The sequence below is a fragment of the Planotetraspora thailandica genome (genome assembly GCF_016863335.1).
Taxonomy (GTDB): Bacteria; Actinomycetota; Actinomycetes; order Streptosporangiales; family Streptosporangiaceae; genus Planotetraspora; species Planotetraspora thailandica.
The window spans coordinates 18,982-43,409 of the sequence record NZ_BOOR01000019.1 but is presented as its reverse complement, the minus strand read 5'-3'; the positions used below and the strand labels follow the sequence as shown (position 1 = coordinate 43,409).

The following is a 24,428-nucleotide window of genomic DNA, read 5'->3' as shown; positions in this document are numbered from 1 at the left end:
GTCAGTACGGCGTGTCGCCCGCCCTAGGCGCCCAGGCCGAGTTCGCGGGCGATCAGGATGCGCTGCACCTCGCTGGTGCCCTCGCCGATCTCCAGGATCTTGGCGTCGCGGTAGAACCGGCCCACGGGAAACTCGTTCATGAAGCCGTATCCGCCGAAGACCTGGGTCGCGTCGCGGGCGTTGTCCATGGCCGCGTTCGACGAGACGAGCTTGGCGATCGCGGCCTCCTTCTTGAACGGCAGGCCGGCGAGCATGCGCTCGGCGGCGTGGTAGTAGGCCAGCCTGGCCGTGTGGACCCGCGCCTCCATGTCGGCGATCTTGAACTGGATGGCCTGGTAGCGGCCGATCTCCTGGCCGAAGGCCGTGCGTTCGGCCGCGTATCGGATCGACTCGTCCACGCAGCCCTGGGCGAGGCCGACCGACAGGGCCGCGATGGCGACGCGCCCCTCGTCGAGGGTCTGGAGGAACTGGGCATAGCCGCGGCCGCGTACGCCGAGCAGATTGCCCGCCGGCACCCGGCAATCGGAGAACGACAGTTCACGCGTGTCGGAGGCCGACCAGCCGACCTTGGAATACTTCTTCGACACCGTGAAGCCGGGCGTGCCCGACGGCACGATGATCGTGGAGATCTCCGGCTTCACACCGTTGCGACCGGTGATCGCGGCCACGGCGACGAAGCCGGTGATGTCGGTGCCCGAGTTGGTGATGAACGCCTTGGTCCCGTTGATCACCCATTCGCCGCCGTCGAGGTCGGCGGTGGTCCGCATGCCGCCGGGCACGTCGGAACCGCCGCCCGGCTCGGTCAGGCCGAAGGCCCCCAGCATCTCTCCCGAGGCCAGCTTGGGAAGCCAGCGCTCCTTCTGCTCCGCCGTACCGAACCGCAGGATCGGCATGGCGCCCAGGGAGACCGCTGCCTCCAGGGTGATGGCGACCGAGGAGTCGACCCGGGCGAGTTCCTCCAGGGCCAGGCACAGGGTGAAGTAGTCGCCGCCCATGCCGCCGTACTCCTCGGGGATGGGCAGCCCGAACAATCCCATGGCGCCCATCTTGCGGACGATGTCGTAGGGGAACTCGCACCGCTCGTAGTAGTCGCCGATGACCGGGGCGACCACCTCGTGGGCGAACGCCTCGACCGTCTTGCGCAGCTCGATGTGCTCGTCGCGCAGCATTCACAGCTCCTTCGCGAGGGCCTGGACGACCCGGGAGGGGCTCGGGCGGCCGAGTTTCCCGGCGAGCCACAGGCTGGTGGAGGCCAGTTCGCAGACGTCGACGCCCGTCTCGATGCCGAGGCCGTCCAGCATCCAGACCAGGTCTTCCGTGGCGAGGTTGCCGGTCGCACTCTTGGCGAACGGGCAGCCTCCGATGCCTCCGGCCGATGAGTCGAACGTCGTCACCCCCATCCGCAGCGCGGTGAGGGTGTTGGCCAGGGCCTGGCCGTACGTGTCGTGGAAGTGCACGGCCAGTTGTGCGACGTCGGTCCGCGCGTCCTGGAACGCCTCCAGCAGCGCGGTGACGTGGGCGGGCGTCCCGACGCCGATCGTGTCGCCGAGCGACAGCTCGTAGCAGCCGAGGTCGAGCAGGTGCCGTCCGACCTCCACCACCTGGGCGGGCGCGACCGGCCCCTCCCAGGGATCGGCGAAGCACATCGACACGTACGCCCTGACCTTCATGCCGTGGTCGAGAGCGCGCGCGACGACCGGCTCGAACATCTCGAACTGGGACTCCAGCGTGCGGTTGAGGTTGGCCCGGGCGAACGTGTCCGTCGCGCTGGCGAAGATCGCGATATCCCTGACCCCGCGTTCCAGGGCCCGGTCCAGCCCACGCTCGTTCGGCACCAGCACCGGGTAGGACACGCCGGGAACGCGAGACAGGCTGTCCAGCAGCTCCTCCGCGTCGGCCAGCTGGGGCACCCATTTGGGGTGCACGAAGCTGGTCGTCTCGATGGTGGTCAGACCTGCCGCGGCCAGCCTGCCGATGAACTCCCGCTTCACGTCCACGGGCACGACCGTGCTCTCGTTCTGCAGCCCGTCCCTCGGCCCGACCTCATAGATCGTCACTCGCATGGCGTCACCTTCGCCAGCACGGCGTCCAGCTCGACGGTCTGCCCGGTCCGAGCGCGCAGCTCGGTGAGCACCCCGTCGGCGGGCGCGGTCACGGTGTGTTCCATCTTCATCGCCTCCACGACGAGCAGCGGCTGACCCGCGGCGACCTGGTCTCCTTCGGCCGCCTTGACGACGAGCACGGTGCCGGGCATGGGGCTGCGGACGACGCCGTCGCCGCCGCGGGCGCCGCCGGGGCGGTCGGCGGGGTCGCCGGGCTCGTGCCGGGGGAACGGCCAGGCCCGCCCTCCCTCGGCCAGCCAGACGACGCCGCGGTCGGAGGCCGTCGCGTAGCGCCGGGTGATCCCGTCGATCGTGACGACGGCCTCGCCCGCGTCGAGTTCGAGCCGCCCCGAAAGTGAACGACCATTAACTTCGATCTCGGCGTCACCCACGGAGCCGCGGACCTTCGCGTACCGGTGGTCGGTCCAGGCCCGCTCGCCCAGGCGCCAGCCGTCGCCCACATCCCACGGGTCGTCACTGGGTTCCCGGTGATGCAGCACGAGCGCGGCCGCCGCCAGCACCTCATCGGGCACTACCCCGTCCCCGGCGAGGTCGCCGAGATGCCTCTCGACCAGCCCCGTGTCGAGCCGCCCGGCCACCACGTCGGGATGGGCGAGCAGCGCGCGCAGGAAGCCGACGTTGGTGGTGACGCCGAGGATCGCGGTCTCGGCGAGGGCGGCGTCCAGTGCCCGCAGCGCGCCGGCGCGGTCGGGGGCCCACGCCACGATCTTGGACAACATGGGGTCGTAGTCGCTGCCGACGACCATGCCCTCGGCGAGCCCGGAATCGACCCTGACCCCCGCGGGCTCCCGCAGGGCCAGCACCCGGCCGCCCGTCGGGAGGAAGTCGCGCGCGGGGTCCTCGGCGTAGACCCGCGCCTCGACGGCGTGGCCGCGCAGCCGCACGTCCCCCTGGCCGAAGGCGAGGGGCTCCCCCGCGGCGATCCTGAGCTGCAGCTCGACCAGGTCGAGGCCGGTCACCAGCTCGGTCACGGGGTGTTCCACCTGGAGCCGGGTGTTCATCTCCATGAAGAAGAACTCGGCTCCGCCCGCGCTCCCGGGGACGATGAACTCGACGGTGCCCGCCCCGACGTACCCGACGGACCGGGCCGCCTCGACCGCCGCGGCGCCCATGCGCTCACGGGTCTCGGGGTCGAGCAACGGCGACGGCGCCTCCTCGATGATCTTCTGATGCCGCCGCTGGAGGCTGCACTCGCGCTCGCCGAGGTGGACGGTGTTGCCGTGCGCGTCCGCCATGACCTGGATCTCGATGTGGCGGGGACCGTCCACGAACCGCTCGACCAGCAGCGTGCCGTCGCCGAAGGCGGCCAGTGCCGTACGGCGGGCCGACTCGAGCGCGCCGGGGAATTCCTCCGCCGACCTGACCAGCACCATGCCCTTGCCGCCGCCGCCCGCCGACGGCTTGATCAGCGCGGGAAGGCCGATGGCCTCCAATCGCGCGGCGTCCAGTGGACCCTCGCCGGGGACCAGGCCGGGCACCACGGGCACTCCCGCCGCCGCGACGGTGTCCCTGGCCCGGATCTTGTCGCCCATGGCCTCGATCGCGGCGGGGGGCGGGCCGACGAACACCAACCCGGCATCGGCGACCCGGCGGGCGAAGGCGGCGTTCTCGGCCAGGAATCCGTATCCGGGGTGCACGGCCTGGGCCCCGGAGCGCAGGGCCGCCTCGACCACGCCCTCGATGTCCAGGTATCCGCGCGGGAGCCGTACGGCCAGGTCAGCCGCGTGCACATGGGGGGCGTCGCGGTCGGCGTCGCTGTGGACGGCGACCGAGCGGATGCCCAGGGCCCGCAGCGTCCGGATGATCCGGACGGCGATCTCGCCCCTGTTGGCGATCAGCACGCTGTCGAACATCACGAGCCTCACATCCGGAAGACGCCGTAGCCGACGGGTTCGAGGGGGGCGTTCGCGGCGGCGCCGAGCGCCAGGCCGAGGACGGTGCGGGTGTCCACGGGGTCGATCACCCCGTCGTCCCAGATCCGCGCGGTCGAGTAATAGGGGCTGCCCTGACGCTCGTACTGCGCCCTGATCTCGTCGGCGTCGGCGTTGCCCACGGTGGACAACACGGCGGCCGCCTGTTCGCCGCCCATGACGGAGATGCGGGCGTTCGGCCACATCCACAGGAACCGCGGCGAGTAGGCCCGCCCGGCCATCGCGTAGTTGCCCGCTCCGAACGAGCCGCCGACGATCACGGTGAACTTGGGCACCCGGGCGCAGGCCACGGCCGTGACCATCTTGGCGCCGTGCTTGGCGATGCCTCCGGCCTCGTACGCCTTGCCGACCATGAACCCGCTGATGTTCTGCAGGAACACCAGCGGAATGGAGCGCCGGTCGCACAGCTCGATGAAGTGCGCGCCCTTCAGGGCGGACTCGCTGAACAGGATGCCGTTGTTGGCGACGATCCCCACTGGGTGGCCGTGGATGTGGGCGAACCCGGTGACCAGGGTGGGGCCGTACTCGGCCTTGAACTCCAGGAACCTGCTGCCGTCGACGACGCGCGCGATGATCTCCCGCACGTCGTAGGGGGTGCGGGTGTCCTGCGGGACGATCCCGTACAGCTCGCGCGGGTCGTGGGCCGGGGGCTCCGCGGGGGCGACGTCCCACGGGCGGGGGGCGCGCGGCGCGAGCGTCGCGACGATGTCCCTGACGATCTTCAGCGCGTGCGGGTCGTCGTCGGCCAGGTGGTCGGTGACGCCGCTGACCCGCGCGTGCACCTCTCCCCCGCCGAGCTCCTCCGCTGTGACGGTCTCGCCGGTGGCCGCCTTCACCAGCGGCGGGCCGCCGAGGAAGATCGTGCCCTGCCCGCGGACGATCACGGCCTCGTCGCTCATCGCGGGCACGTAGGCCCCGCCCGCCGTGCAAGAGCCGAGAACGGCCGCGATCTGCGGGATGCCCCGCGCCGACATCGTGGCCTGGTTGTAGAAGATGCGCCCGAAGTGCTCGCGGTCGGGGAAGACCTCGTCCTGCTCGGGAAGGAACGCTCCGCCGGAGTCGACCAGGTAGACGCACGGCAGGTTGTTGTGCAGCGCGACCTCCTGGGCCCGGAGGTGCTTCTTCACGGTGATCGGGTAGTACGTGCCGCCCTTGACCGTGGCGTCGTTGGCGACGACCACGCATTCGCGGCCGGAGATCCGGCCGATCCCGGTGATGATCCCCGCGGCCGGCGCCTGCCCGCCGTACAGGCCGCTCGCGGCGAGCGGGGACAGCTCCAAGAAACGCGAGCCCGGGTCGAGCAGGGTGTCCACCCTGTCGCGCGGCAGCAGCTTCCCCCGCTGGACGTGCCGCTCCCTCGACCTTTCCGGGCCGCCCTTGGCGGCCGCCGCCAGCCGGTCACGCAGGTCCGCAGCGAGCGCCTCGTTCGCCTCGGCGTTCCGCTTGTACGGCTCGGCGCCCGGATCGCACGTGCTCTCCAGCACCGGCCAGGCACTTTCGCTCATGTTCCGGATGTTAGCCATCATTAACTGGCCTCGTCTACCATGGCTGCCGTGACCACCGCACGAACCCCTACCCGCAATCGCCGCGGCGAGATCCTCGACGCGGCCGCCGCCCTATTCGCGGCGCGGGGTTTCCACGGGGTGTCCATCGAGGACATCGGCTCGGCCGTGGGCATTTCGGGCCCCGGGCTCTACCGGCACTTCAGCGGCAAGGAGGCCCTGCTCAGCGAGATGCTCCTCGACATCAGCGAGCGCCTGCACGAGCAGGGAGCCCGGCTGGCGACCACCCCCGCCACGGCGGAGGCGGCACTCGACGCCCTGCTGGCGGGGCACATCGAGTTCGCGCTGAACCATCCGGCGCTGATCCGCGTGCACGAGCGTGAGCTGGACAACGTGCCCGAGCCGGCCCGCCGGGCGATCAGGCGGCTGCAGCGGCTCTACGTGGAGGAATGGGTGACGGTGCTCAGCGAACTGCACCCCTCGTGCCCGCCCGCGCGGCTGCGGGCCGCCACCCACGCGGTCTTCGGCCTGCTCAACTCGACCCCGCGCAGCGCGGGAGAACTGTCTGCCGAGGCGATGGCCGCCCTCCTGCGCGAGATGGCCCGGGCGGCCTTCGCCTCACTCCGCTAGCCGCTCAGGCGAGCAGTTTGCGGGCGGCCCGTTCGATGTCGGCCTCCGACAGCAGGACGGTGGAGGACGCGTCGCCCAGCGGCACGAAGCTGTCCCGCGAGGTCACCCGGGCGATCCGGCCGGTGAAGCCGTTGTCGACGAGCGCGGCGATCACGCTCTCCGAGACGCCTCCGCTGCCGCGGGTCTCGTCGGCGATCAGCACGTTTCCGGTCAGGTCGGCCGAACGCAGCAGGTCCTCCACCGGGAGCGGCGACAACCAGCGCAGGTCGAGCACCCGGCAGCCCACCTCGTCGGCCGTGAGCTTCACCGCCGCCCGCAGGCTCATCCGCAGCCCGTTGCCGAAGGTGACGATCGTCAGGTCGCGGCCGTCGCCGTAGGAGCGGGCCCGCCCGATCGGCACATGGGTCTCGCCCCACCGGGCGGGCGGCGCGTACGGCGCGAGCCACCCGCCGTCGCCGTCGTCGAACAGATCACGCGTGTGATAGAGCGCGATCGGCTCCAGGAAGACGCAGACGCTGCCGTCGACACGGGCGGCGGCCAGGCAGGTGCGGAGCATGGCGGCCGCGTCGTCGGGGCGGGCGGGTGAGGCGACGACCACTCCGGGAATGTCGCGCAGCGCGGCGACCGAGTTGTCGTTGTGGAAGTGCCCGCCGAAGCCCTTCTGGTAAGAGTAGGCGGCGACCCGCAGGATCATCGGGTTGCGGTAGGCCCCCTGCGAGAAGAACTGCAGCGTGGCCGCCTCGCCCCTGATCTGGTCGAGCGCGTTGTGCAGGTAGGCGAGATATTGCACCTCGGGCACGGGCAGCAGCCCGGAGAGCCCCGACCCGAGCGCGAGGCCGAGGATGGCCTGCTCATCCAGCAGGGTGTCGAAGACGCGCTCGGCGCCGAACTTGCGGAGCAGGCCGCGGGTCACGCCGTAGACGCCGCCCTTGCGCGCGACGTCCTCGCCGAACACCAGCACGCCCGGGTCCACGGCCATCGCGTCGGCGAGCGTCCTGTTGATCGACTGCGCGAGCGTGAGCTTGCCCTCCAGTTCCGGCGGCGTCGTGAACGTGCGGTCCCGCACCTCGCCGGGCGCCACTCGGGCGACCTCGGCGGCGACGCGTCCGGCGTCGCGCGGGGCCAGCGGCGCCATGACCTCCTCGGCCGAGACGAGCCGCGGCCTGCGGGTGCACTCCATCGCCAGCTTGATCACGTGGTCGCGCTCGGCCTCGTAACGCGACAGCAGTTCGTCCGGTACGGCCAGGCCGGCCTCGACGAGGAGCCGTGCCGTACCGACCAGGGGGTCGCGCGCCAGGTCGGCGGCGATCTCCTTGCGCGTCCGGTAGCCGATCTCCACGTCGGAGCCGGCGTGGCCCATGAGACGGACCGTGCGCATCCGCAGGAACGCGGGCGACCGGGTCGTGCGCACGTGCTCGGCGGCGCGCAGGGCAACGTCGTGGATGTCGGCCAGGTCGCAGCCGTCGGCCTCGAAATACTCCAGCAGGGGGTGGCGCGACTGCTCGACCCAGCCGGGCGGCGTCTTGACGCTGATGCCGATGCCGTTGTCCTCGCAGACGAACAACACGGGGAGCTGGAGCCCGCGGAACCGCCCGTACGCGGCGGTGTTGAGCCCGGTCAGCGCAGAGGCGTGGTTCACGGAGGCGTCGCCGAAGCTGCACACGGTGATCGCGTCGTCCGGCCAGCCGGACGGCACGCCGAGCGTCCGGGCCCGTTCGATGGCGAAGCCCACGCCGACGGCGCGCGGCAGGTGGCTGGCGATCGTGGACGTCTGCGGGATCACCGCGAGGTCGTGGTGGCCGAAGACCTTGTGCCGGCCTCCCGCGATCGGCTCCTCCGTCGAGGCGGCCAGCCCCAGGAGCACGTCCCGCAGGCCCTCCTCGGCGAGCCGTCCGGCCTGGGCCGAGCGGGTCAGGTAGAACGCGCCCGACCGGTAGTGCAGCAGGGCCGGGTCCGAGACCCGCAGGGCCGAGGCCACCGCCGCGTTGCCCTCATGTCCGGAGGACCCGATCGTGTAGAAGCCTTCACCGCGCTCGCGCAGCAACCGGGCGGCGACGTCGAGGAGCCGGCTGGCGAGCTGCACCTCGAACAGCTCCCGGCAGCGGGCGCCGGTCAGGCTCGTTCCCGGTCGCACCGGAAGGCTCGGATCCCTGGGGGATCCCGGCGTCAGAGCGCCGACGGCCTCGGTGAAATGGGTCTCCACATCGTCGCGCACCACAAGCCCGATTATGTCGCAGGATGCACGCTCCGTCCCGCACAGTGAGGAGTCCGTTGAGATCTCGTTTTCCGCACCCCCGAAGGGCGCGTCACTCCGTCCGGCTGAACTGGGTGACCGCGACGCCGAGCAGGCCGGCGCCGACGACCGCGACCAGGCCGAGTTCCATGATCACAGGAAGCTGCCAGCCGAACCACGTGACCCCCGGATTGAGGATCGCGCCGACCTGATCGGGCACGTCGAGGTGCCCGAAGACCGCCTGGCGCATCGGGTCGACGGCGTATGTCAACGGGTTGACCGTGGTCAGCACGTGCAGCCACGACGGCAGGTTGGCCAGCGGGAACATCGCGCCGGACAGGAACATCATCGGCATGATGGCCATCTGCATAACGCCGAAGAACGACTGCATGTTGCGCATCCGGGCGGCGAGCAGCACCCCGAAAGCCGTGATCGTGAACGCCGCGAGGAACATCTCACCCAGCAGGGTGACGATCAGACCCGGCTCGTACGGCACGCCCACCAGGCCGGCCATGGCCAGGATGATCACGCCCTGCGCCGTGGCGACGACGGCTCCGCCGAGGCACTTGCCGACGACGATCGAGCCCCGGCCCACCGGAGCGACCAGCATCTCGCGCAGGAAGCCGAACTCCCTGTCCCACACGATCGAGCCGGCGGAGAACATCGCCGTCATGATGACGGTCATGGAGATCATGCCGGGATACATGAACGTGCGGTAGTCGACGCCGGGGATCACCCCGCGCACCAGCGTGCCCAGCCCGGTGCCCATGACGAACAGCCACAACACGGGCTGGATCAGCATCGACACCATGCGGGTGCGGTCGTTCACGAACCTCAGCAGCTCGCGGTGGAGCACCACCTTGATCGCGCGTACGTCGTGGGACCCGCTCATCGGGGGGACGCTCACCCGGACCACTTCGGCGGTCATCGATTCACCTTCCTCTGGCCATGGCCCGCATCCACGCGTTGCCGTCGCCCGACTCGGCGTCGCGGATCGTGGAACCGGTGTAGGACATGAAGACGTCGTCGAGCGACGGGCGGGAGACGCTCACCGACCTGATCGGCAGCCCGAGCTCGGCGAACAGCCGCGGCACGAAGGCCTCGCCGGAGGCGACGGCGAAGGTGACCTGTCCCTCGCGGACGGCGGCCTCGATGCCGAAACGCTCCCGCAGCAGCGCGATGGCCCGTTCGTCGTCGCCCGTCTGGATCTGCACCCGGTCCTCGCCGATGCTCGCCTTGAGCGCCTCGGGAGAGTCGACCACGACGATCTCACCGTGGTCGATGATCGCGATCCGGTCGCAGAACTCCGCCTCCTCCATGTAGTGCGTCGTCATGAAGATCGTGATGTCCTCGGTCAGGCGCAACTTGTTGATGTAGCCCCAGATGGCCGAGCGGGTCTGCGGATCCAGCCCCACCGTGGGCTCGTCCAGGAACAACACCCGGGGCGAGTGCAGCAGGCCCCTGGCGATCTCCAGCCGGCGCTTCATGCCGCCGGAGAAGGTCATGACCTTGCTGTCCTTGCGATCCCACAGGGCCACCATCTCCATGACCTGCCGCAGCCGGTCGCCGAGCACCGCCTTGGGCACGCCGTACAACTCGGCGTGGAAGCGCAGGTTCTGCTCGGCGGTCAGGTAGCCGTCCAGAGTCGGGTCCTGGAAGACCAGGCCGATGTTCTGGCGCACCCGCCCGCGCTCGGTCACCACGTCGTGCCCGGCCACCGTGGCGGTTCCGCCGGTGGGGGTGATCAGCGTGCAGAGCATGCTGATCGTCGTGGTCTTCCCCGCGCCGTTCGGGCCGAGGAAGCCGAACACCTCGCCGGGGGCGACGTCGAAGTCGACCCCCTTCACCGCCTCGACCTTGCCGTAGGTCTTCTTCAGCCCGCGTACGGACACCGCGGCATCCATCTCTAGCCCTCCGAGAGAATCCGGAACATCTCCTGACGAGTGCTCCTGAGGAGCTTCTTGGCCTCGGCCACCTGCCGGTCGCCCGCCACGTGCGTGAGGTGGACGAACGCCTCGCCGAGCTGGGCCCACAACAGGCGCAGCTCGTGCCGGTCCTCGGGGAGGCTGCGGGCCACCTCGTCCCACGGCTCGGCCCGCTCGTCCGCGTGCCGCCGCCCCTCCCCGGTCAACCGATAGGTACGGCTGCCGCCGGACTCCTCGCCCTCGACGAGTCCCTCGTCCTCCATCTGCTGGAGCGCCGGATAGACCGAGCCGGGGCTCGGCCGCCAGACGCCGCCACTGCGCCGGGAGATCTCCTCGATCATCTGGTAGCCGTTGCGCGGCTCCTCCAGCAGCAGCCGGAGCAGGGCCACGCGCACATCGCCGCGTCGGACGCGGGGCGCGAGAGGAGGGTGCGGGGGAAGTCTGAGATCGTCGTCCATCATCATCCGTCAACTATCGAGATAGCTGAACGATATATCTTGATAGTCGGCAGAGCAAGGCCCTTTTTGACCCGCGCTTTACCGGTCAGAGCCAGTCGCGGCGCTTGAACACGAGATAGAGGGCGAGGCAGACCGCCGCCATGAGCAGCACGGCGAACGGGTAGCCGAGCAGCCAGTGCAGCTCCGGCATGTGGTCGAAGTTCATCCCGTAGATGGTGCCGACCAGCGTCGGCGCGAACAGGATGGCCGCCCACGCGGAGATCTTCTTGACCTCGTCGCCCTGGGCGATGCTGGCCGCCGTGAGCTTGGTCATCTCCTCGTTCTGCGCCTGGCTGACCAGGGTCGAGTTGACGATCAGGATGTCCTGGAGCATCTGCCGGAACGCCGACACGCGCTCGGTCACCGTGATCGCGTGGTCGGACACGTCGCGCAGATAACTCTGCAGCTCCTCGTCCACTCCGTATTTGGGCGAGGCCGCGATGAATCCGTCGAGCATGCCGACCAGGGGGCTGGTGGCCCGCTGAAACTCGATCACCTCCCGCGACAGGGCGTAGATGCGCCGGGGCGCGGCAGGGTCGCCGCCGAACACCTGCACCTCGATCTCGTCCACGTCGTTCTGCAGCCCGGCGACCACCGGCGCGTAGCCGTCGACCACCGCGTCGAGGATCGCGTACAGCACCGCCTGCGGACCCTGGCGCAGAAGATCCGGGTTCGACTCCATGCGGCGGCGCACCCTCGACAGGTCCGGCGCCTCGCTGTGCCGTACGGTCAGGACGAAGTCGGGGCCGACGAAGACGTGCAGCTCGCCGAACTCGACCTTCTCCGGCTGGTCGAGATACTGAGCGGCCCTGAGCACGACGAAGAGGGTGTCGCCGTAGCGGTCGGCCTTCGGCCGCTGGTGGGCGACGATGGCGTCCTCCACGGCCAGTTCGTGCAGGCCGAACTCCTCGGCGGCCCTGGCCAGCTCGTCCTCCCCCGGCCGGTAGAGGCCGATCCAGGCCATCGCCCCGGGCCGGGAGCGCAGCGAGGCGATGGCGGCGGGCAGCGAGCCCGGGGAGTCCACCCGCTTGCCGTCGAGGTACACCGCGTTGTTGACGACGCTTTCGTGCGCCGCCTCCTCGGCGCCCGCTCTCGGGTCCAAGGAGTGCTCGGGAGCCTGTTCCGGCTTCATCCGCATCAAGCCACGTAATCCACGCATTCGCCGCTCAGCCACACATAGACGGTAGAGCCTGATGCCCTCCCCGGCACGACAGGCCGTACGATTCCCCGCGGAGGTGGCCCCACTGAACGCCGTCTGGAACCAGCTGACCGCGACCCAGGTCGCACCCCCGCACTGGCTGATCATCGTGTCCGGAGTCGTCGCGCTCGCGATCGTCTCCTACCGGCCGGCGTGGCACATCTCGCGCGGGCTTGTCACGATCGCGCACGAAGGCGGGCACGCCCTGGTGGCCGTGCTCACCCGCAGGAAGCTGCAAGGCATCCGGCTCCACTCCGACACCTCCGGCGTGACGCTCACCCGGGGCAGGCCCACCGGCCCCGGCATGATCGCCACGGCGGCCGCCGGATATGTCGCGCCCTCGCTCCTCGGGCTCGGAGCGGCCCGGCTCCTCGCCTCCGGCTACGTCACGCTGCTGCTGTGGGCCGTCCTGGTGCTGCTCGCGTGCATGCTGCTGATGATCAGGAACCTCTTCGGCGTCGTGTCGCTGCTGGTCGTCGGCGGGGCGGTCTTCGCGCTGTCGTGGTACGCGCCGCAGGACGTGCAGGGCGTGCTCGCGCACGGGGCCGTCTGGTTCCTGCTGCTCGGCGGCCTGCGCCCGATCATCGAGTTGCAGAGCAAGCGGCGCAGGGGACGGGCGGCCGACTCCGACGCCGACCAGCTCGCCCGCCTGACCCGCCTGCCGGGCACGTTCTGGGTCGTGCTGTTCCTGCTCGTGTCCGGCGCCGCGTTCGCGTCCGGGGCCTACCTGCTGATGGTCAGCGGACCGACAGCGTAGAACCCGACCGGCCCTTGCGGACCTGGAGCCGCACCGGGATGCGCACCCGCAGCTCGGCGACGTGGCTGACGATCCCGACGGCCCTGCCGCCTTCACGCAGGCCGTCGAGGATGTCGAGCACGTCGTCGAGGGTGTCCTCGTCGAGCGTGCCGAAGCCCTCGTCCACGAAAAGGGTGGCGATCTCGGCGCCTCCCGCCTCCGCCGTGACGACGTCGGCCAAGCCCAGGGCGAGCGCCAGCGAGGCGACGAAGCTCTCCCCGCCCGACAGGGTGGCAGGGTCGCGGTCGACGCCGGTCCACGCGTCCAGCACGCGCAGGCCGAGCCCGCCTCCCGACCTGCCCCGGTCTCCCGCGGCGCGGCGCAGGTCGTGCTGCAGGAGATAACGCCCCGACGACATGCGGTCGAGCCGCTCGTTCGCCGCCTCCACGACCTGCCTGAGGCGCTCCCCCAGCACGTACGACGACAGGCGCATGTGCCACTGGTTGTCCGGCGACGTGCCGCCCGCCAGCTCCGCGAGCCGCCGCGCGAGGCGATGCCTCTCCTCGGCCGGCCGATAGCGGGCGAGGGCCTCGCCCAGCTCGCCCGCCAGGCCGGTGAGGCGCTCGACCCTGTCCCGGGCGAGATCCCTGGCTGAGGTGCGGCCGGAGTGCTCCCGCTCGGCCGTGTCGTGCGCCTCCTGCAACGCCACCAGATCGGGGGCCGGCTCCGCGGCGGCCGCGACGAGCTCGGGATCGGCGAGGAGCCGGTCGACGGCCGCCTGCTCGGCGTCGAGGGACCGGAGCCGCTCGGTCATCGCGTCCAGGTCGGCCTGCGCGCGCAGCGCGGCCCCCGCGTGTTCGAGCCCGGCGAACCCCGCCTCGGCCGCCGCCTCCCCGGCCTGCTCCAGCGCCGCCGCGTGCTCGCGGCCGGCGGCGGCGCTGGCACGCGCCGCCTGGGCCGCGTCCCTGATGAGGTCGGCCTCGTCGGCGAGCCGGTCGAGGCGGGCGGCCAGCGAGACGTCCCGGCCTCGCGCCGCGTCCACCAGCTCGGCCAGCCTGACCTCCTCCGCCGACAGCTGCTCGGTGAGCGCCCGCGCCTGCGTCGCCTCGAGCGCGGCCTCGTGGGCCTGACCCGTCAGGTCATCGAGCTCGGCTGCGAGGCGGGCGGCCGCCTGGGCCAGCTCGGGTTCGCGCGCCGCCTCCGCCTCGGCATCGCGCAGTGCGCGCTCCGCCTCCCGCAACCGTTCGGCGGCACCGGTTTCGGCATCCGCCCCGGCGAATGCCGGATCTCCCTGAGCCCGGCCTCCTTGGGTGACGTCTCGGGTCGCGTCTTGTTGGGCCGCGTCTGTTCGGGCCGTGCCTGTTTGGGCCGTGTCCGCGGCCGTGTCCCCGGCCGTGTGCAGGCGGGCGCGCTCGTCGATCAGAGCGGCCAGCGCCGTCTTGGCCTCGGCGATCCGCAGCGCCGCCGCGGCGGCCCGGTCGCGGGCCGCGTCGAGCCGGGCCGACAGCCCGCGCACCTCCGCGGACACGGCAGGCTCCGTCGCGGCCGCCTCACGCGCGCGGGACAGCTCCGCCTCCGCCTCGGCGAGCGCGGCGCGGGCCTCACCCGCCGCCAGCCCCCCCGAACGGGGCTCGACCTCGCCGAGCCGGGACTCCAGCGACGCGACGACCGACTCGGCCTGCTCGCGCACCCCCCTGGCGACCTCGAACGCCTCCTGCGCCTCCTGCTCGTCTTCGGCGTCCACCGCTTCGCCGGCGGCCACGGCCGGGGAGGGATGGTCGGCCGACCCGCACACCGCGCACGGCTGCCCCGCGACGAGGGAGGCCGCCAGCTCGGCGGCCATGCCCTCGATGCGGGTCTGGCGGACCTTCAGGAGCCGGTCGAGCGACTCCTGCGCCCGGTCGGTGACGGCGTGCCGGTCACGCTCGGCCGCCGCGAGCTCGGCGGTGAGCGCGTCGCGCAGCTCCGCCGCCTCGGCTCTGTCACGAGCCGCCCCGCACGCGGCCTCAAGCGCGGGGATCCCGGCGGCCTCGGCGTGAACCTCCCTCAGCCGGTCCTCGGCGCCGGCGAGCACGCCGGGCAGCTCCGCCTGCTCGGCGAGCAGCCCGGCCTCACCGTCGGCCAGCTCGACCAGTTCGGCTTCCAGCGCTCCCATGGCGCGGGTGAGCTCCGCCAGCCGTGCCGCCGACTCCCACGCGGCGCGCAGGCCGGGGACGCCCGCGGCGGCCAGGCGCGCCGCCTCCACCCGTTCGTCGGCCGCGCGCCGCTCCTCCGGGAGCGCCGCCAGCCGCAGCGCCACCGCCGCCTCCCGCTCCCCGGCGGCGGCCGCCCTCCGCCGGGCGGCCTCGATGCCGGCGCGAACCTGGGCCAGCCGCGTCTCCTCGGGAAGGAGCTGACGCAGGCGGGCGACCTCGTCGCGGCGCTCCCGCTCGAGCTCTGCGAGCCTGTCCTCATCCGGCGCCGGCGTTCCGGGCAGGGCGCGGGCCACGGCGTCCGCGGCCAGTCGCCTGGCTTTGGCGGCGGTCTCGGCCCGCTGCTCCACCTGGCGCAGGAGCGGCAGGACCTGGGCGGCGCGCGCGGCCTCGTCGAGGATCGCCTGGATGTCGGCCCGTTCTTCGGCCACGCCGTCCAGCGCCTCCCGGCGGGCGAGCGCGTCGGCGTGCCTGCGCCGGCGTCCGGCGAGCTCCTGCCCCCATTGGAGCCGCTCGCGGGCCTCCTGCATCACGGCCTGGCTGCGCACGCACTCGTCGGCGGCCCGCTCCAGCGCGGACTCGGCCACGCCGATCACCGACTCCGGCTCGTCGTCGGGGACGGGCAGCCCGTCTCCGGCCGCGCCGCGCATGCGGTCGACGACGGCGTCGGCCTTCTGCCGCAGCTCCTGCATGTCGCGGCCGGTGCGGGTGCGGTGCTCGGCCAGCCACGCCTCGGCATCGGTGAAGATCTTGACGGAGAACAGCTTCTCCAGGAGAGCGCGCCGCTCGTCTCCGTCCGCCTGGAGGAAGCGCGCGAACGCGCCCTGGGGCAACATGGCGACCTGGCAGAACTGGTCGGCGTTCATGCCCAGCAGCTCACCGATCAGGTGCCCCGCCTCATCCGAACGGGTGGTCAACGCGTGCCACCCGTCGGTGAACTCCTCCACCCGCGCCTTCGCGGGCTCCTTGGTCACCCCCGTGCCGCGCAACTTGGGCCGCGACCACTCGGGCGAGCGGGTGATGCGCAGCCGCCGCCCCCGGATCGTCGTCTCGAGCGACACGCTGGGGCCTCGGCCCGGCGGCGCGTGGTCGCATCGCAGGCTGCGAGCACTGTCGCGGCGGCCCGGCACCCGGCCGTAGAGGGCGTAGCACACCGCGTCGAGCACGGTCGTCTTGCCGGCGCCGGTCGGGCCGTGGATGAGGAAGAGGCCGGCCTCGCCGAGCGCGTCGAAGTCGACCTCCTCACGCCCGGGGAACGACCCGAATGCCTCCAGCTCCAGCCGGTGCAACCTCACGAAGCCTCCCTCGCCCGGAACCCGCACGACCCTCTCACGCGAACTCCTTGATCCTGGAGGCTTCCACGGCCTCGCCGAGCACGCGGATCTCATCCTCGTCGGCGGGCTCCCCGCGCACCGCGCGCACGAAGTCGGCGGCCACGTCTATCTCGGCGCGTCCCGCGATCCGGGGCGGCCGGGCGGACTCGGCGGCCGGGCCGTCGGGGGCGAAGGCCAACGCCAGCGTGTGAGGAAAGCGACGCCGGAGCCGTTCCATCGCCTCGCGTGGCCGTACCGGGTCGGTGAGCGTCACCTGGAGCCAGTGGTCCTCGCGGTCGGCGTACCTCTCCTGTGTCAGCAGGTCGTCGATGCGGCCCTTCAGCGTGCCGACGGGCCTGGGCACGGGCGCCGGGACGAACTCGGCGGCCTGCGCCCCGGCGTCCAGGTCCACGAGCCAGGAGCCCTTGCGCTGGTTCACCTCGGAGAACGAGTAGGCGATGGGCGACCCCGAGTAACGCACGGTCTCGCTCATCGACTGGCGGCCGTGCAGGTGTCCGAGCGCCACGTAGTCGACCCCGGAGAAGGCCGCGAGCGGCACGTGGGACACCCCTCCGACACTGATGTCCCGCTCGCTGTCGCTCGCCTCGCCTCCGGTGACGAACACGTGGGCCAGCACGACCTTGCGCCGGTCGGCCCTGTCGGCGCGGATCCTGTCCATCGCGTGCGAGATGGCGGCCGTGTGGGTGCGCTCGGCCAGCTCCCATTCGCCTCTGACCAGCTCGGGCTCCAGGTAGGGGATGCCGTAGAACGCCGTGTCGCCGACGACCACCGGCTCCCACGCCTTCGACGGGATGGTCCGCAGGTGGACCCGGTCCATGAGGCCGGCGCCGAAGCCGAGCCGTACGGCGGAGTCGTGGTTGCCGCTGATCAGCACGGTGTCCACGTCGAGAGCTCTGAGCCTGGCCAGGGCCTCGTCGCACAACTTGACCGCGTCCACCGACGGGAGGGCCCTGTCATAGACGTCTCCGGAGATCGCCACGACGTCGACGCGCTCCGCCGTGACCGTCTCGACCAGGTGGTCGACGAAGGCGGCCTGGGCGCCGAGCAGGCTCTCTCGGTGGAACGACCGGCCGAGATGCCAGTCGGAGGTGTGCAGAACGCGCATGGCGCAGGAAACTAACAGGTCCCTCCGACAAATGTGGCCCCATTGATCTCTGTGGCCTCCGGCACTGTGATCGAGTAATGACTTAGCCTAAGTTGAGTAAACGATGATCCATCGGGGAGCGGCCTCATGAACGTCGGCCGGGGCACGCTGGGAATCGCGGCGAGTGTGCTGATGATCGCACTCGCGGCGATCGGTTATGTCCTGTCTCCGCCGGCCTTCGATCCGGCGCCGCTGGCCGCGTCCGCGGAGTTCCGCTCACTGCCCGCCCAGCCCGCCTCCGAGCTCAGGCACGTCGACACCTCGGCGCCGATCAAGACCGAGCGGGTCGCCGTCGCAGCCAAGGACGAGACGCTCACCGCGACGATCAGGTCGCCCGCGACACCCGGCAGGCACCCGGCGATGGTGTTCGTTCAGGGGTCGGGGTCGGGCAGCGGATCGGAGTTCGCCAGTCAGTCCGAATGGCTCGCCAAGGCCGGCATCGTGAACATCTCCTACGACAAGCGCACGGTCGGCTACAACTTCCGCGAGCGCGACTTCTCCCTGCTCGCCGACGACGCGCTGCGCATGCTGCGCGTACTACTGGCCAGGCCGGACGTCGACCCGTCCAGGGCCGGGATGTGGGGGGTCAGCGAGGGCGGCTGGGTGGTGCCGATCGCCGCCGCCAGCCCCGACGTGGCATACGTCGTCCTGGTGTCCTCGCCCAACGTGTCCCCGCTGCGGCAGGTCGCGTGGGCGCTCAACGAGCAACTGCAGCGCCTGTACGCGCCGACCGGCGTGCGCGACCTGCTGACCCGGGCCATGGGCGGGGTCGGCTTCGACTTCCTGCGCCACGACGGCTTCCCCGCGCTACGCGGCATGAAGCAGCCGGTCCTCGCGCTCTACGGCACCGACGACCCCTCGATCCCGTTCGTGGAGAGCACCGAGACGCTCACGACCGCCATGGACGAGGGCGGCGACCCCGACTACACCATCCGCTTCCTCGCCGGGGCCGACCACGCGATGCGGATGACCGGCGGGCCGTACGTGCCCGACTACCTGCCCACCCTGGCCAACTGGATCAAGGACCTCCCCGGTACGGCCAAGCCCGCCGTGCCGATCGCTGGCGCCACGCCCGTCCAGCGGTTCGAGGCGAGCGACGTTCCGGCGGCCCCGTGGTACGGCGGCAGCACGATCTTCTGGCTGACGATCATGTTGGCCTCCGCCGGCTACGCCGCGGCCCCGGTGACCGAGATGGTGGTCCGGATCAGGGGTGGCGGCCCCTCCCTCCAGTCGGCCGCCGACGCGTGGCCGGCCGTACGGCGGCGGCTGCGCTGGATGGGCTGGACCGGCCTCGGCGAACTCGCCGCCGTCCTCGCGTTCATCACGCTGATCGTGCTCTTCTCGGTCAACCAGGCCGGTGCGTGGCCTGCCGTACAGGCCGGATGGCTGGTCGTGCGGGCGCTGGCGGTCGTGATGCTCGTGCAGGAGGTGGCGGCGGGCGCGGCCGTGCTGAGCGGCCTGCGTGACGGGTGGGAGCCCACCCTGTGGCAGAAGACCGTGCTGACGGGGGTGCTCGGAGGCACCGGGCTGCTGCTGGTCACCGCCGCCTATTACGGCCTGTACTCCTTCCCCTGGTAGGCGTAGGCCATCCAGCGGTCGATCTCGGCGAGCACCTGCTTGCGGACCGGCGCGGCCGACAAGGTCAGGTCGTGCATGCCGCCCGGCACGCGCACGCAGGTGACGCGGGGGCCGATCTTCGTCGACCATTTGGCGATCTGCTCGGTGTCGAGCACCACGTCGGCGCCGTGCGCCCCCGGCACGAAGTCGCGGACGCGCAGGCTCTGCTCGGCGGCGAGCACGAGCACCGGCACGTCGACGCCCAGCCCGGCGTGGAGGCGCCGGTGCGCCCTCCTGATCGCCGCCAGCCACACCGCGTGCACGGGGAAGCCCTCCAGCGGCTTCCACGCGAGGTCGTAGTCCCATTCGCCCTGGTGGTCGCGGTGGAGGCTCGCGCCGTACACGGTGGCCGTTCCGAGCGGTAGCACCGCCTTCGCGGGGAGCCTCGCCATCACTCCCCCGAGCGCGTCGGCCGCTCCACGGACCGCGGCGGAAACGTTGAGGTCGAGGAACGGGCTGTTGAGGACCAGCGCGTCGACCAGACCGCGGCCGCGCACCCGGTCGGCCCACAGGGCGGCGATCAGGCCGCCGGTCGAATGCGCCTTGATCGTCAGCTCGTCGCAGTCGCGCCGGATGACGCGGACCGCCTCGTCGATCTCGGGGAAGTAGTCGGTGACGCTCCCGATCAGTCCCCTCGTCTGGTGCGGCAGCAACGACCGGCCGTACTTGCGCAGGTCCAGAGCGTAGAAGCCGATGCCCTGGGCGATGAAGTGGTCGGCGACGTGGGTCTGGAAGAAGTAGTCGGTGAAGCCGTGGATGTAGAGCACGGCCCGCCGCGAGCCTGGGACGGGGCGGCACACGAGTGTCGCGACGACCTCTCCCTCGGCGTCGTGGCCCATGGGGAGCGTAATGGCCTGGTAATCGGGGCCGAGGATGTCATCCACGGCGCACATGGTAAACGGCGCCCGTTAACGGACAAGGCAAACGGCCGGTAGCGAATCGCTGGACGCCGGTGATGCGTCGGTATATCCGGGGGCCTGCGGCTTCAATGAGAAAGGTGCGTTCTTGGGATGTAACGACGAGAAAAACCACGGCGCTGATCGGCTGGGTCGCCCTGTCGGCCCTGGTGCCGGGCCTCGCCCATCTGCGCGCCGGGTGGCGGCGCACGGGGTTCGCCCTGCTCGGGGCGTACGCCGTGTCGGCCGTCTGCGTGAGCGTGGTGACCTCGTCCGCCGACGCCGGCCTGGCCGGGCGCGCGCTCGCCTGGCTGACCGAGATCACCGTCGCCGCGCTGGCGGCCGGCATCTGCTGGATCTTCCTGCTCGTCCACTCGTTCGTGGTCCTGCGCCCCGGAGACCTGCCGCAGGGAGCCCAGGTGGTGACCGGCGTGGCCTGCGGCACGATGGCCGTCGTGGTCGCGGCGCCGTTCGTCCTGGTCGCCGAATACGCCCTCGTGTCGCACCGGACCCTCGACGCCGTCTTCGCCGCCGCCCCCGGGCTTCCCGGCGATCCGGTCAGGCCGCAGGACCCCTGGGCCGGACGGGACCGCGTCAACGTGCTGCTGCTGGGCGGCGACGGCGACCCGAGCCGCGTCGGCATCAGAACCGACAGCATCAACGTGGCGAGCGTGGACGTGCGCACGGGGAACACCGTGCTGCTCGGCCTGCCGCGCAACCTCGAACATGTGCGCTTCCCGCCGGGCAGCCCCATGGCCGCGCGCTTCCCGTACGGCTTCTCCCTGCCGGAGTCCAAACCGGGCTGGCGGGAGGACCTGCTCTATTCCGTGTGGCAGTACGCCGACAACCACCCCGAGCTTTTCGGCGGCCGCACCCACATGGGCGCCCAGACCCTGAAGGACACCGTCGGCCACATTCTCGGCCTCAGGGTCGACTGGTACGCGATGGTCAACATCTGGGGCTTCGCCAAGATCGTCGACACGCTCGGCGGGCTGGTTCTCACCGTCGAGCGCGACATCACGTTCGGCTCGCACGACGAGGGCACCGTCAGCGCGGGCACCCGCAGGCTCAACGGTGAGGACGCGCTGTGGTACGCCCGCTCACGCACGCTCAGCGACGACTACGACCGGATGCGCCGGCAGCGCTGCGTCTTCGGCGCCCTGCTCAGGCAGGCCGACCCCGCGACCGTGCTCGCCCATTTCGGCACGATGGCCGACGTGACGCGGGACATCGTCAGCACCGACATCCCCCGCCCGATGCTGGAACACCTGGTGCCCTTGGCCTGGAAGGTGAAGCAGGCCGGGGTGACGACCCTGCAGTTCACACCGCCGTTGATCAGCACGGTTTCGCCCGACTGGGACCGGATCAGGACGCTCACCGCCGAGGCCCTCCGCGACTCGGCCATGCCCGCCCATCTCCACGCCGCCGCCACACCCACACCCGCGGCGCCGGCTGGAACACTTGCCGGGGCCCCCGTCGGAACCCCCATCACCACCGGCTGCGGCATCGCCTAACCCGTCAAGGTTTGATCACGCCCCTTGAGGGTGATCATGCAGCCCCCTTATTGGTGATCATGCAGAAGTTCGCGGAAGGGCGCACCGACCAGCCCCAACACGTTGCGTGATCATGCAGAACTTCGGAGACACGGCGCCCGACCTGCGCGCACTCCGCCCGTGATCATGCAGAAGTTCGCCGGAACGCCTCTGACCAGCAGCGCAGCCGTTCGTGATCATGCAGAAGTTCGGCGAATCACTCTTTGACCAGCATGATTCCACTTCGTGATCATGCACTCCCATGGCGAGACAGGCGAGGCCGTACGGCCAAGCCAGCAGCGCGCATGATCACGAGCGGATGACGTGCAGGTGGGACGGGATCCGTACGAACTTGTACATGATCACGATGAGCAGCTGCCCAGGTCAGATAGGACGCAGGCGAACTTCTGCATGATCACGAACCGTGAATGCGCAGGTCAGATGACATGTTCTCGAACTTCTGCATGATCACGGGCAAGGGGGGTGCGCAGGTCGGTCGCCGTTCCGCCGAGCTTCTGCATGATCACCCCCCTGAATTGCAGGGTCGCGCTGGAAATCAGACGTGGAAGGTGTCCTTGGCCAGGCGGCGGACGCGGGCTTCGTCGACGTTGTGGCCCAGGCCGGGCTGCGTGAGGGGGACGGCGACGACGCCGCCTGAGGCGCCGACGGGCGGCACGACCACCTGCGCGCTCTGCGGCGGCTCGGCGACGTCGCTCGGCAGCGTGCACCCGGGCAGGCTGGCGACGGCGACGGTGGCGGCCCGGGCCAGCCCCGCTCCGAAGCCTCCCGAGCAGACGATGTCCCAGCCCGCCTCCACGGCGCGGTCGTGCGCCGCCTTCACCGCGCCCAGCGCGCTGAACTTCGCCGGGCGCAGCAGCAGGGCGCGTCCAGCGTGCAGGGAGACGGCCTCGTCGAGCGCGGCCCACGAATGCACCTCGACGGCCACGGGCGCGTTCACCCGGTCCTGGAGTTCGGCGCTGGTCAGCATGTCGGTGCATGGCCGCTCGATGGCGGCGAGGTCGTAGGAGTCGAGCGCCTCAAGCTGGGTGATGTCGGTGTAGGCGCAGCGCCCGTCGACCGCGATGGCCAGCCCGGGATAGGCGGCGCGCACGGCACGGACGGGCTCCACGTCCCATCCCGGGTGCACGTCGATCGTCACATGCGCGTATCCGGCTCCGACGTGCCTGTTCACCCGGGCGACCATGCTTTCCAGCGAGCGGTCGGCCTGCACCCTGACGGTGCCGATCAGCGACGTACGGGTCCCGCCGAGGGCATGAGACAGGGGGACGCCGTTCATCCGGCCCCACAGGTCCCAGCAGGCCATGTCTCCCGCCGTCCCGCCAGGGATCTCTCCCAGCTCGGACGGGTGCTCCCAGTCGACGCCGATCAACGCGGGAAGCGTCTTTTCGAGCACTTCCTCAGTGCACGGCCCGGCGATCTCGCCCCACCCCGACATGCCGCCGTAGTCAGTGATCTTCACCAGGGCGCATTCAGGACGCCTGCCGTACGGCAGGGTCAACCTGAAGGTCTCGAGTTCCCGGACGCGCGGCAATGGAAATCCCCCTTGTTTCAGATCTCCATGGTGCCCGTTCCGCGAGCGTGGTCAAAACGGCCGGAGACCGCGGTGGCCGCCGCGGCCATGACGACGAGCAGTCCGAAGCAGGCCAGTTGCACGGCCGTCGCGCCACCGAGCCCGGTGAACAGGGCTCCGGTGATCGCGACCGCGACGATCGAGTAGGCCGACTCCCCGATGCTGAGCGAGGCGGAGTTCCTGCCCTCCTCCCCCGGCGCGGACAGTTCGAGGGTCAGTACGGACAAAGTCGGATAAACAAGCCCGATGCCGAGCCCCGTCACGATCCAGCCGCCGAAGGCCACGAGCACGGGAACACCGCCGAACACGGTCAGGCCGGTGATCGCGATGCCCGCCGCGATCGACGCCGTGCCGATTCGGAGGAAGGTCCGCCTGTGCCAGGCGACGCGACCCTGGATCCACGAACCGAGCGACCAGGCGAGCGATCCGCCGGTGAGCGCCAGGCCCGCCTCTGCCGGGCTGAGCCCCCGCCCGGTCGTCAGGGTGAGCGGCACGAAGACCTCGGCCGCGAAGAACGACCCGGCGGCGAGCCCCCGCAGCGCCACGACCGCGGGAAGGCCGCGCGCGGCCCGTAGCGTGCCCGGAGGGAGCAGCCGCGGCAACGCGAGCAGGAGAAGGACGAGCCCCGCGACGGCGAGCCACGGCTCCGCCGAGCCGCTGCCGTACTGCAGCAGGGCCGCGCCTGCCGCCGCCAGGCCTCCCCACACGAGGGCGGGCACGAAGTCGCGTCCGGCCCGGCCGCCGGCGGGCTCGGGCAGCTCGGCGGGCATGCCCCGCCACATCATGAGTACGGCGGGGACGGCCAAGACGGGCACGCTGAGGAACACCCATCGCCAGCTGAGCTGCTCGGCGACGATGCCCGTGATGGCGGGCCCGACCACGGAGGGCAGGACCCACGCGGTCGCCAGCAGGGAGAACACCCGCGGGTGCTCCCGGGACGGATAGACCTGGGCGACCAGGACGTAGATGGCGACGTTGAACAGGCCGCCGCCGAGTCCCTGCACGAACCTGCCGACGAGGAAGAGTTCCATCGCGGGGGCCGTCCCGGCGACGACGAGCCCCACCATGAAGGCCGCCACTCCGGCCCACAGGGGTGCGCGTGGGCCTTTCGCATCGCTCCAGCGCCCGCCCGCCACCGTGGCGATCATGCCTGCGGCCTGGCCGCCGCTGAAGGCCAGGCCGTACAGGTGGTAGCCGTCGAGCTCGCGGCCGACGACGGGCATGGCCGTCGCCACCGCGAGGTATTCGAACGCCACGAGCATGGTCAGCGAGACCATGCCGACGCTCAGGGCGCGGCGGCTCGGAGAGCGGACGGGAGATTCGATCAACACGGATGCCACACCCCGG

Annotated in this window: 18 protein-coding genes; 4 read left to right on the top strand and 14 right to left on the bottom strand. The window is 71.3% G+C overall.

What is annotated here, in order from left to right; genetic code table 11:
- Positions 1-23: 23 nt before the first annotated feature.
- From Pth03_RS15115 to Pth03_RS15100, 4 genes are read right to left on the bottom strand one after another with little or no spacing between them, the layout of a single operon-like run.
- A complete protein-coding gene (locus Pth03_RS15115) occupies positions 24-1,169 on the bottom strand; it encodes an acyl-CoA dehydrogenase family protein (RefSeq protein ID WP_203944890.1) in 1,146 nt (381 codons plus the stop codon).
- Positions 1,170-2,063, bottom strand: a complete 894-nt coding sequence (locus Pth03_RS15110) for a hydroxymethylglutaryl-CoA lyase (RefSeq protein ID WP_203944889.1) — start codon at positions 2,061-2,063, stop codon at positions 1,170-1,172. It lies immediately after the preceding gene.
- Positions 2,054-3,976 (bottom strand): acetyl/propionyl/methylcrotonyl-CoA carboxylase subunit alpha, encoded by a 1,923-nt coding sequence (locus tag Pth03_RS15105; RefSeq protein WP_203944906.1) that lies wholly within the window; start codon positions 3,974-3,976, stop codon positions 2,054-2,056. The genes Pth03_RS15110 and Pth03_RS15105 overlap by 10 nt, the downstream gene beginning before the upstream one ends.
- Positions 3,977-3,984: 8 nt before the next feature.
- Positions 3,985-5,559, bottom strand: a complete 1,575-nt coding sequence (locus Pth03_RS15100; RefSeq protein WP_203944888.1) for a carboxyl transferase domain-containing protein — start codon at positions 5,557-5,559, stop codon at positions 3,985-3,987.
- Positions 5,560-5,598: 39 nt separating this feature from the next.
- On the opposite strand from Pth03_RS15100, the gene Pth03_RS15095 reads away from it, so the two are divergent.
- Positions 5,599-6,186, top strand: a complete 588-nt coding sequence (locus Pth03_RS15095) for an SACE_7040 family transcriptional regulator (protein ID WP_203944887.1) — start codon at positions 5,599-5,601, stop codon at positions 6,184-6,186.
- Between the two features lie 4 nt (positions 6,187-6,190).
- On the opposite strand, the gene Pth03_RS15090 is transcribed toward Pth03_RS15095, so the two are convergent.
- From Pth03_RS15090 to Pth03_RS15070, 5 genes are all read right to left on the bottom strand, one after another.
- Positions 6,191-8,404 (bottom strand): thiamine pyrophosphate-dependent enzyme, encoded by a 2,214-nt coding sequence (locus Pth03_RS15090; protein ID WP_203944886.1) that lies wholly within the window; start codon positions 8,402-8,404, stop codon positions 6,191-6,193.
- Positions 8,405-8,492: 88 nt separating this feature from the next.
- Positions 8,493-9,347 (bottom strand): ABC transporter permease, encoded by an 855-nt coding sequence (locus tag Pth03_RS15085; RefSeq protein WP_203944885.1) that lies wholly within the window; start codon positions 9,345-9,347, stop codon positions 8,493-8,495.
- 4 nt (positions 9,348-9,351) lie between these two features.
- On the bottom strand, positions 9,352-10,323 hold the full coding sequence (locus Pth03_RS15080; RefSeq protein ID WP_203944884.1) for an ATP-binding cassette domain-containing protein: 972 nt from the start codon (positions 10,321-10,323) through the stop codon (positions 9,352-9,354).
- Between the two features lie 2 nt (positions 10,324-10,325).
- Complete coding sequence (locus tag Pth03_RS15075) at positions 10,326-10,808, bottom strand: PadR family transcriptional regulator (protein WP_203944883.1); 483 nt, start codon at positions 10,806-10,808, stop codon at positions 10,326-10,328.
- Between the two features lie 79 nt (positions 10,809-10,887).
- Positions 10,888-11,973: a magnesium and cobalt transport protein CorA gene (locus tag Pth03_RS15070; protein ID WP_239119053.1), complete on the bottom strand. Its 1,086-nt coding sequence runs from the start codon at positions 11,971-11,973 to the stop codon at positions 10,888-10,890.
- 112 nt (positions 11,974-12,085) lie between these two features.
- Here Pth03_RS15070 and Pth03_RS15065 point away from each other — a divergent pair, with 112 nt between their 5' ends.
- On the top strand, positions 12,086-12,796 hold the full coding sequence (locus Pth03_RS15065; protein WP_239119056.1) for a M50 family metallopeptidase: 711 nt from the start codon (positions 12,086-12,088) through the stop codon (positions 12,794-12,796).
- On the opposite strand, the gene Pth03_RS42105 is transcribed toward Pth03_RS15065, so the two are convergent.
- Together Pth03_RS42105 and Pth03_RS15055 are read right to left on the bottom strand one after the other, a co-directional pair.
- Positions 12,777-16,262 (bottom strand): AAA family ATPase, encoded by a 3,486-nt coding sequence (locus Pth03_RS42105; RefSeq protein ID WP_203944881.1) that lies wholly within the window; start codon positions 16,260-16,262, stop codon positions 12,777-12,779. The genes Pth03_RS15065 and Pth03_RS42105 overlap by 20 nt on opposite strands.
- Before the next feature lie 34 nt (positions 16,263-16,296).
- Positions 16,297-17,406 carry an exonuclease SbcCD subunit D gene (locus Pth03_RS15055; protein ID WP_203944880.1) on the bottom strand — a complete coding sequence of 370 codons (1,110 nt, stop codon included), beginning with the start codon at positions 17,404-17,406 and terminating at the stop codon, positions 16,297-16,299.
- A 126-nt stretch (positions 17,407-17,532) separates the two neighbouring features.
- On the opposite strand from Pth03_RS15055, the gene Pth03_RS15050 reads away from it, so the two are divergent.
- On the top strand, positions 17,533-19,023 hold the full coding sequence (locus tag Pth03_RS15050; protein WP_203944879.1) for an alpha/beta hydrolase family protein: 1,491 nt from the start codon (positions 17,533-17,535) through the stop codon (positions 19,021-19,023).
- Here the strand turns inward: Pth03_RS15050 and Pth03_RS15045 are convergent.
- Entirely contained in the window at positions 18,996-19,955 is a 960-nt protein-coding gene (locus tag Pth03_RS15045; RefSeq protein WP_239119052.1) for an alpha/beta hydrolase, read from the bottom strand. The two genes, Pth03_RS15050 and Pth03_RS15045, sit on opposite strands and share 28 nt — an antisense overlap.
- 104 nt (positions 19,956-20,059) lie before the next feature.
- Here Pth03_RS15045 and Pth03_RS15040 point away from each other — a divergent pair, with 104 nt between their 5' ends.
- Entirely contained in the window at positions 20,060-21,472 is a 1,413-nt protein-coding gene (locus Pth03_RS15040; RefSeq protein WP_239119051.1) for an LCP family protein, read from the top strand.
- 574 nt (positions 21,473-22,046) lie between these two features.
- Here the strand turns inward: Pth03_RS15040 and Pth03_RS15035 are convergent.
- Together Pth03_RS15035 and Pth03_RS15030 are read right to left on the bottom strand one after the other, a co-directional pair.
- A complete protein-coding gene (locus Pth03_RS15035) occupies positions 22,047-23,042 on the bottom strand; it encodes an enolase C-terminal domain-like protein (protein WP_203944876.1) in 996 nt (331 codons plus the stop codon).
- A 17-nt stretch (positions 23,043-23,059) separates the two neighbouring features.
- Complete coding sequence (locus Pth03_RS15030; protein WP_239119050.1) at positions 23,060-24,421, bottom strand: MFS transporter; 1,362 nt, start codon at positions 24,419-24,421, stop codon at positions 23,060-23,062.
- Between the last annotated feature and the right edge of the window lie 7 nt (positions 24,422-24,428).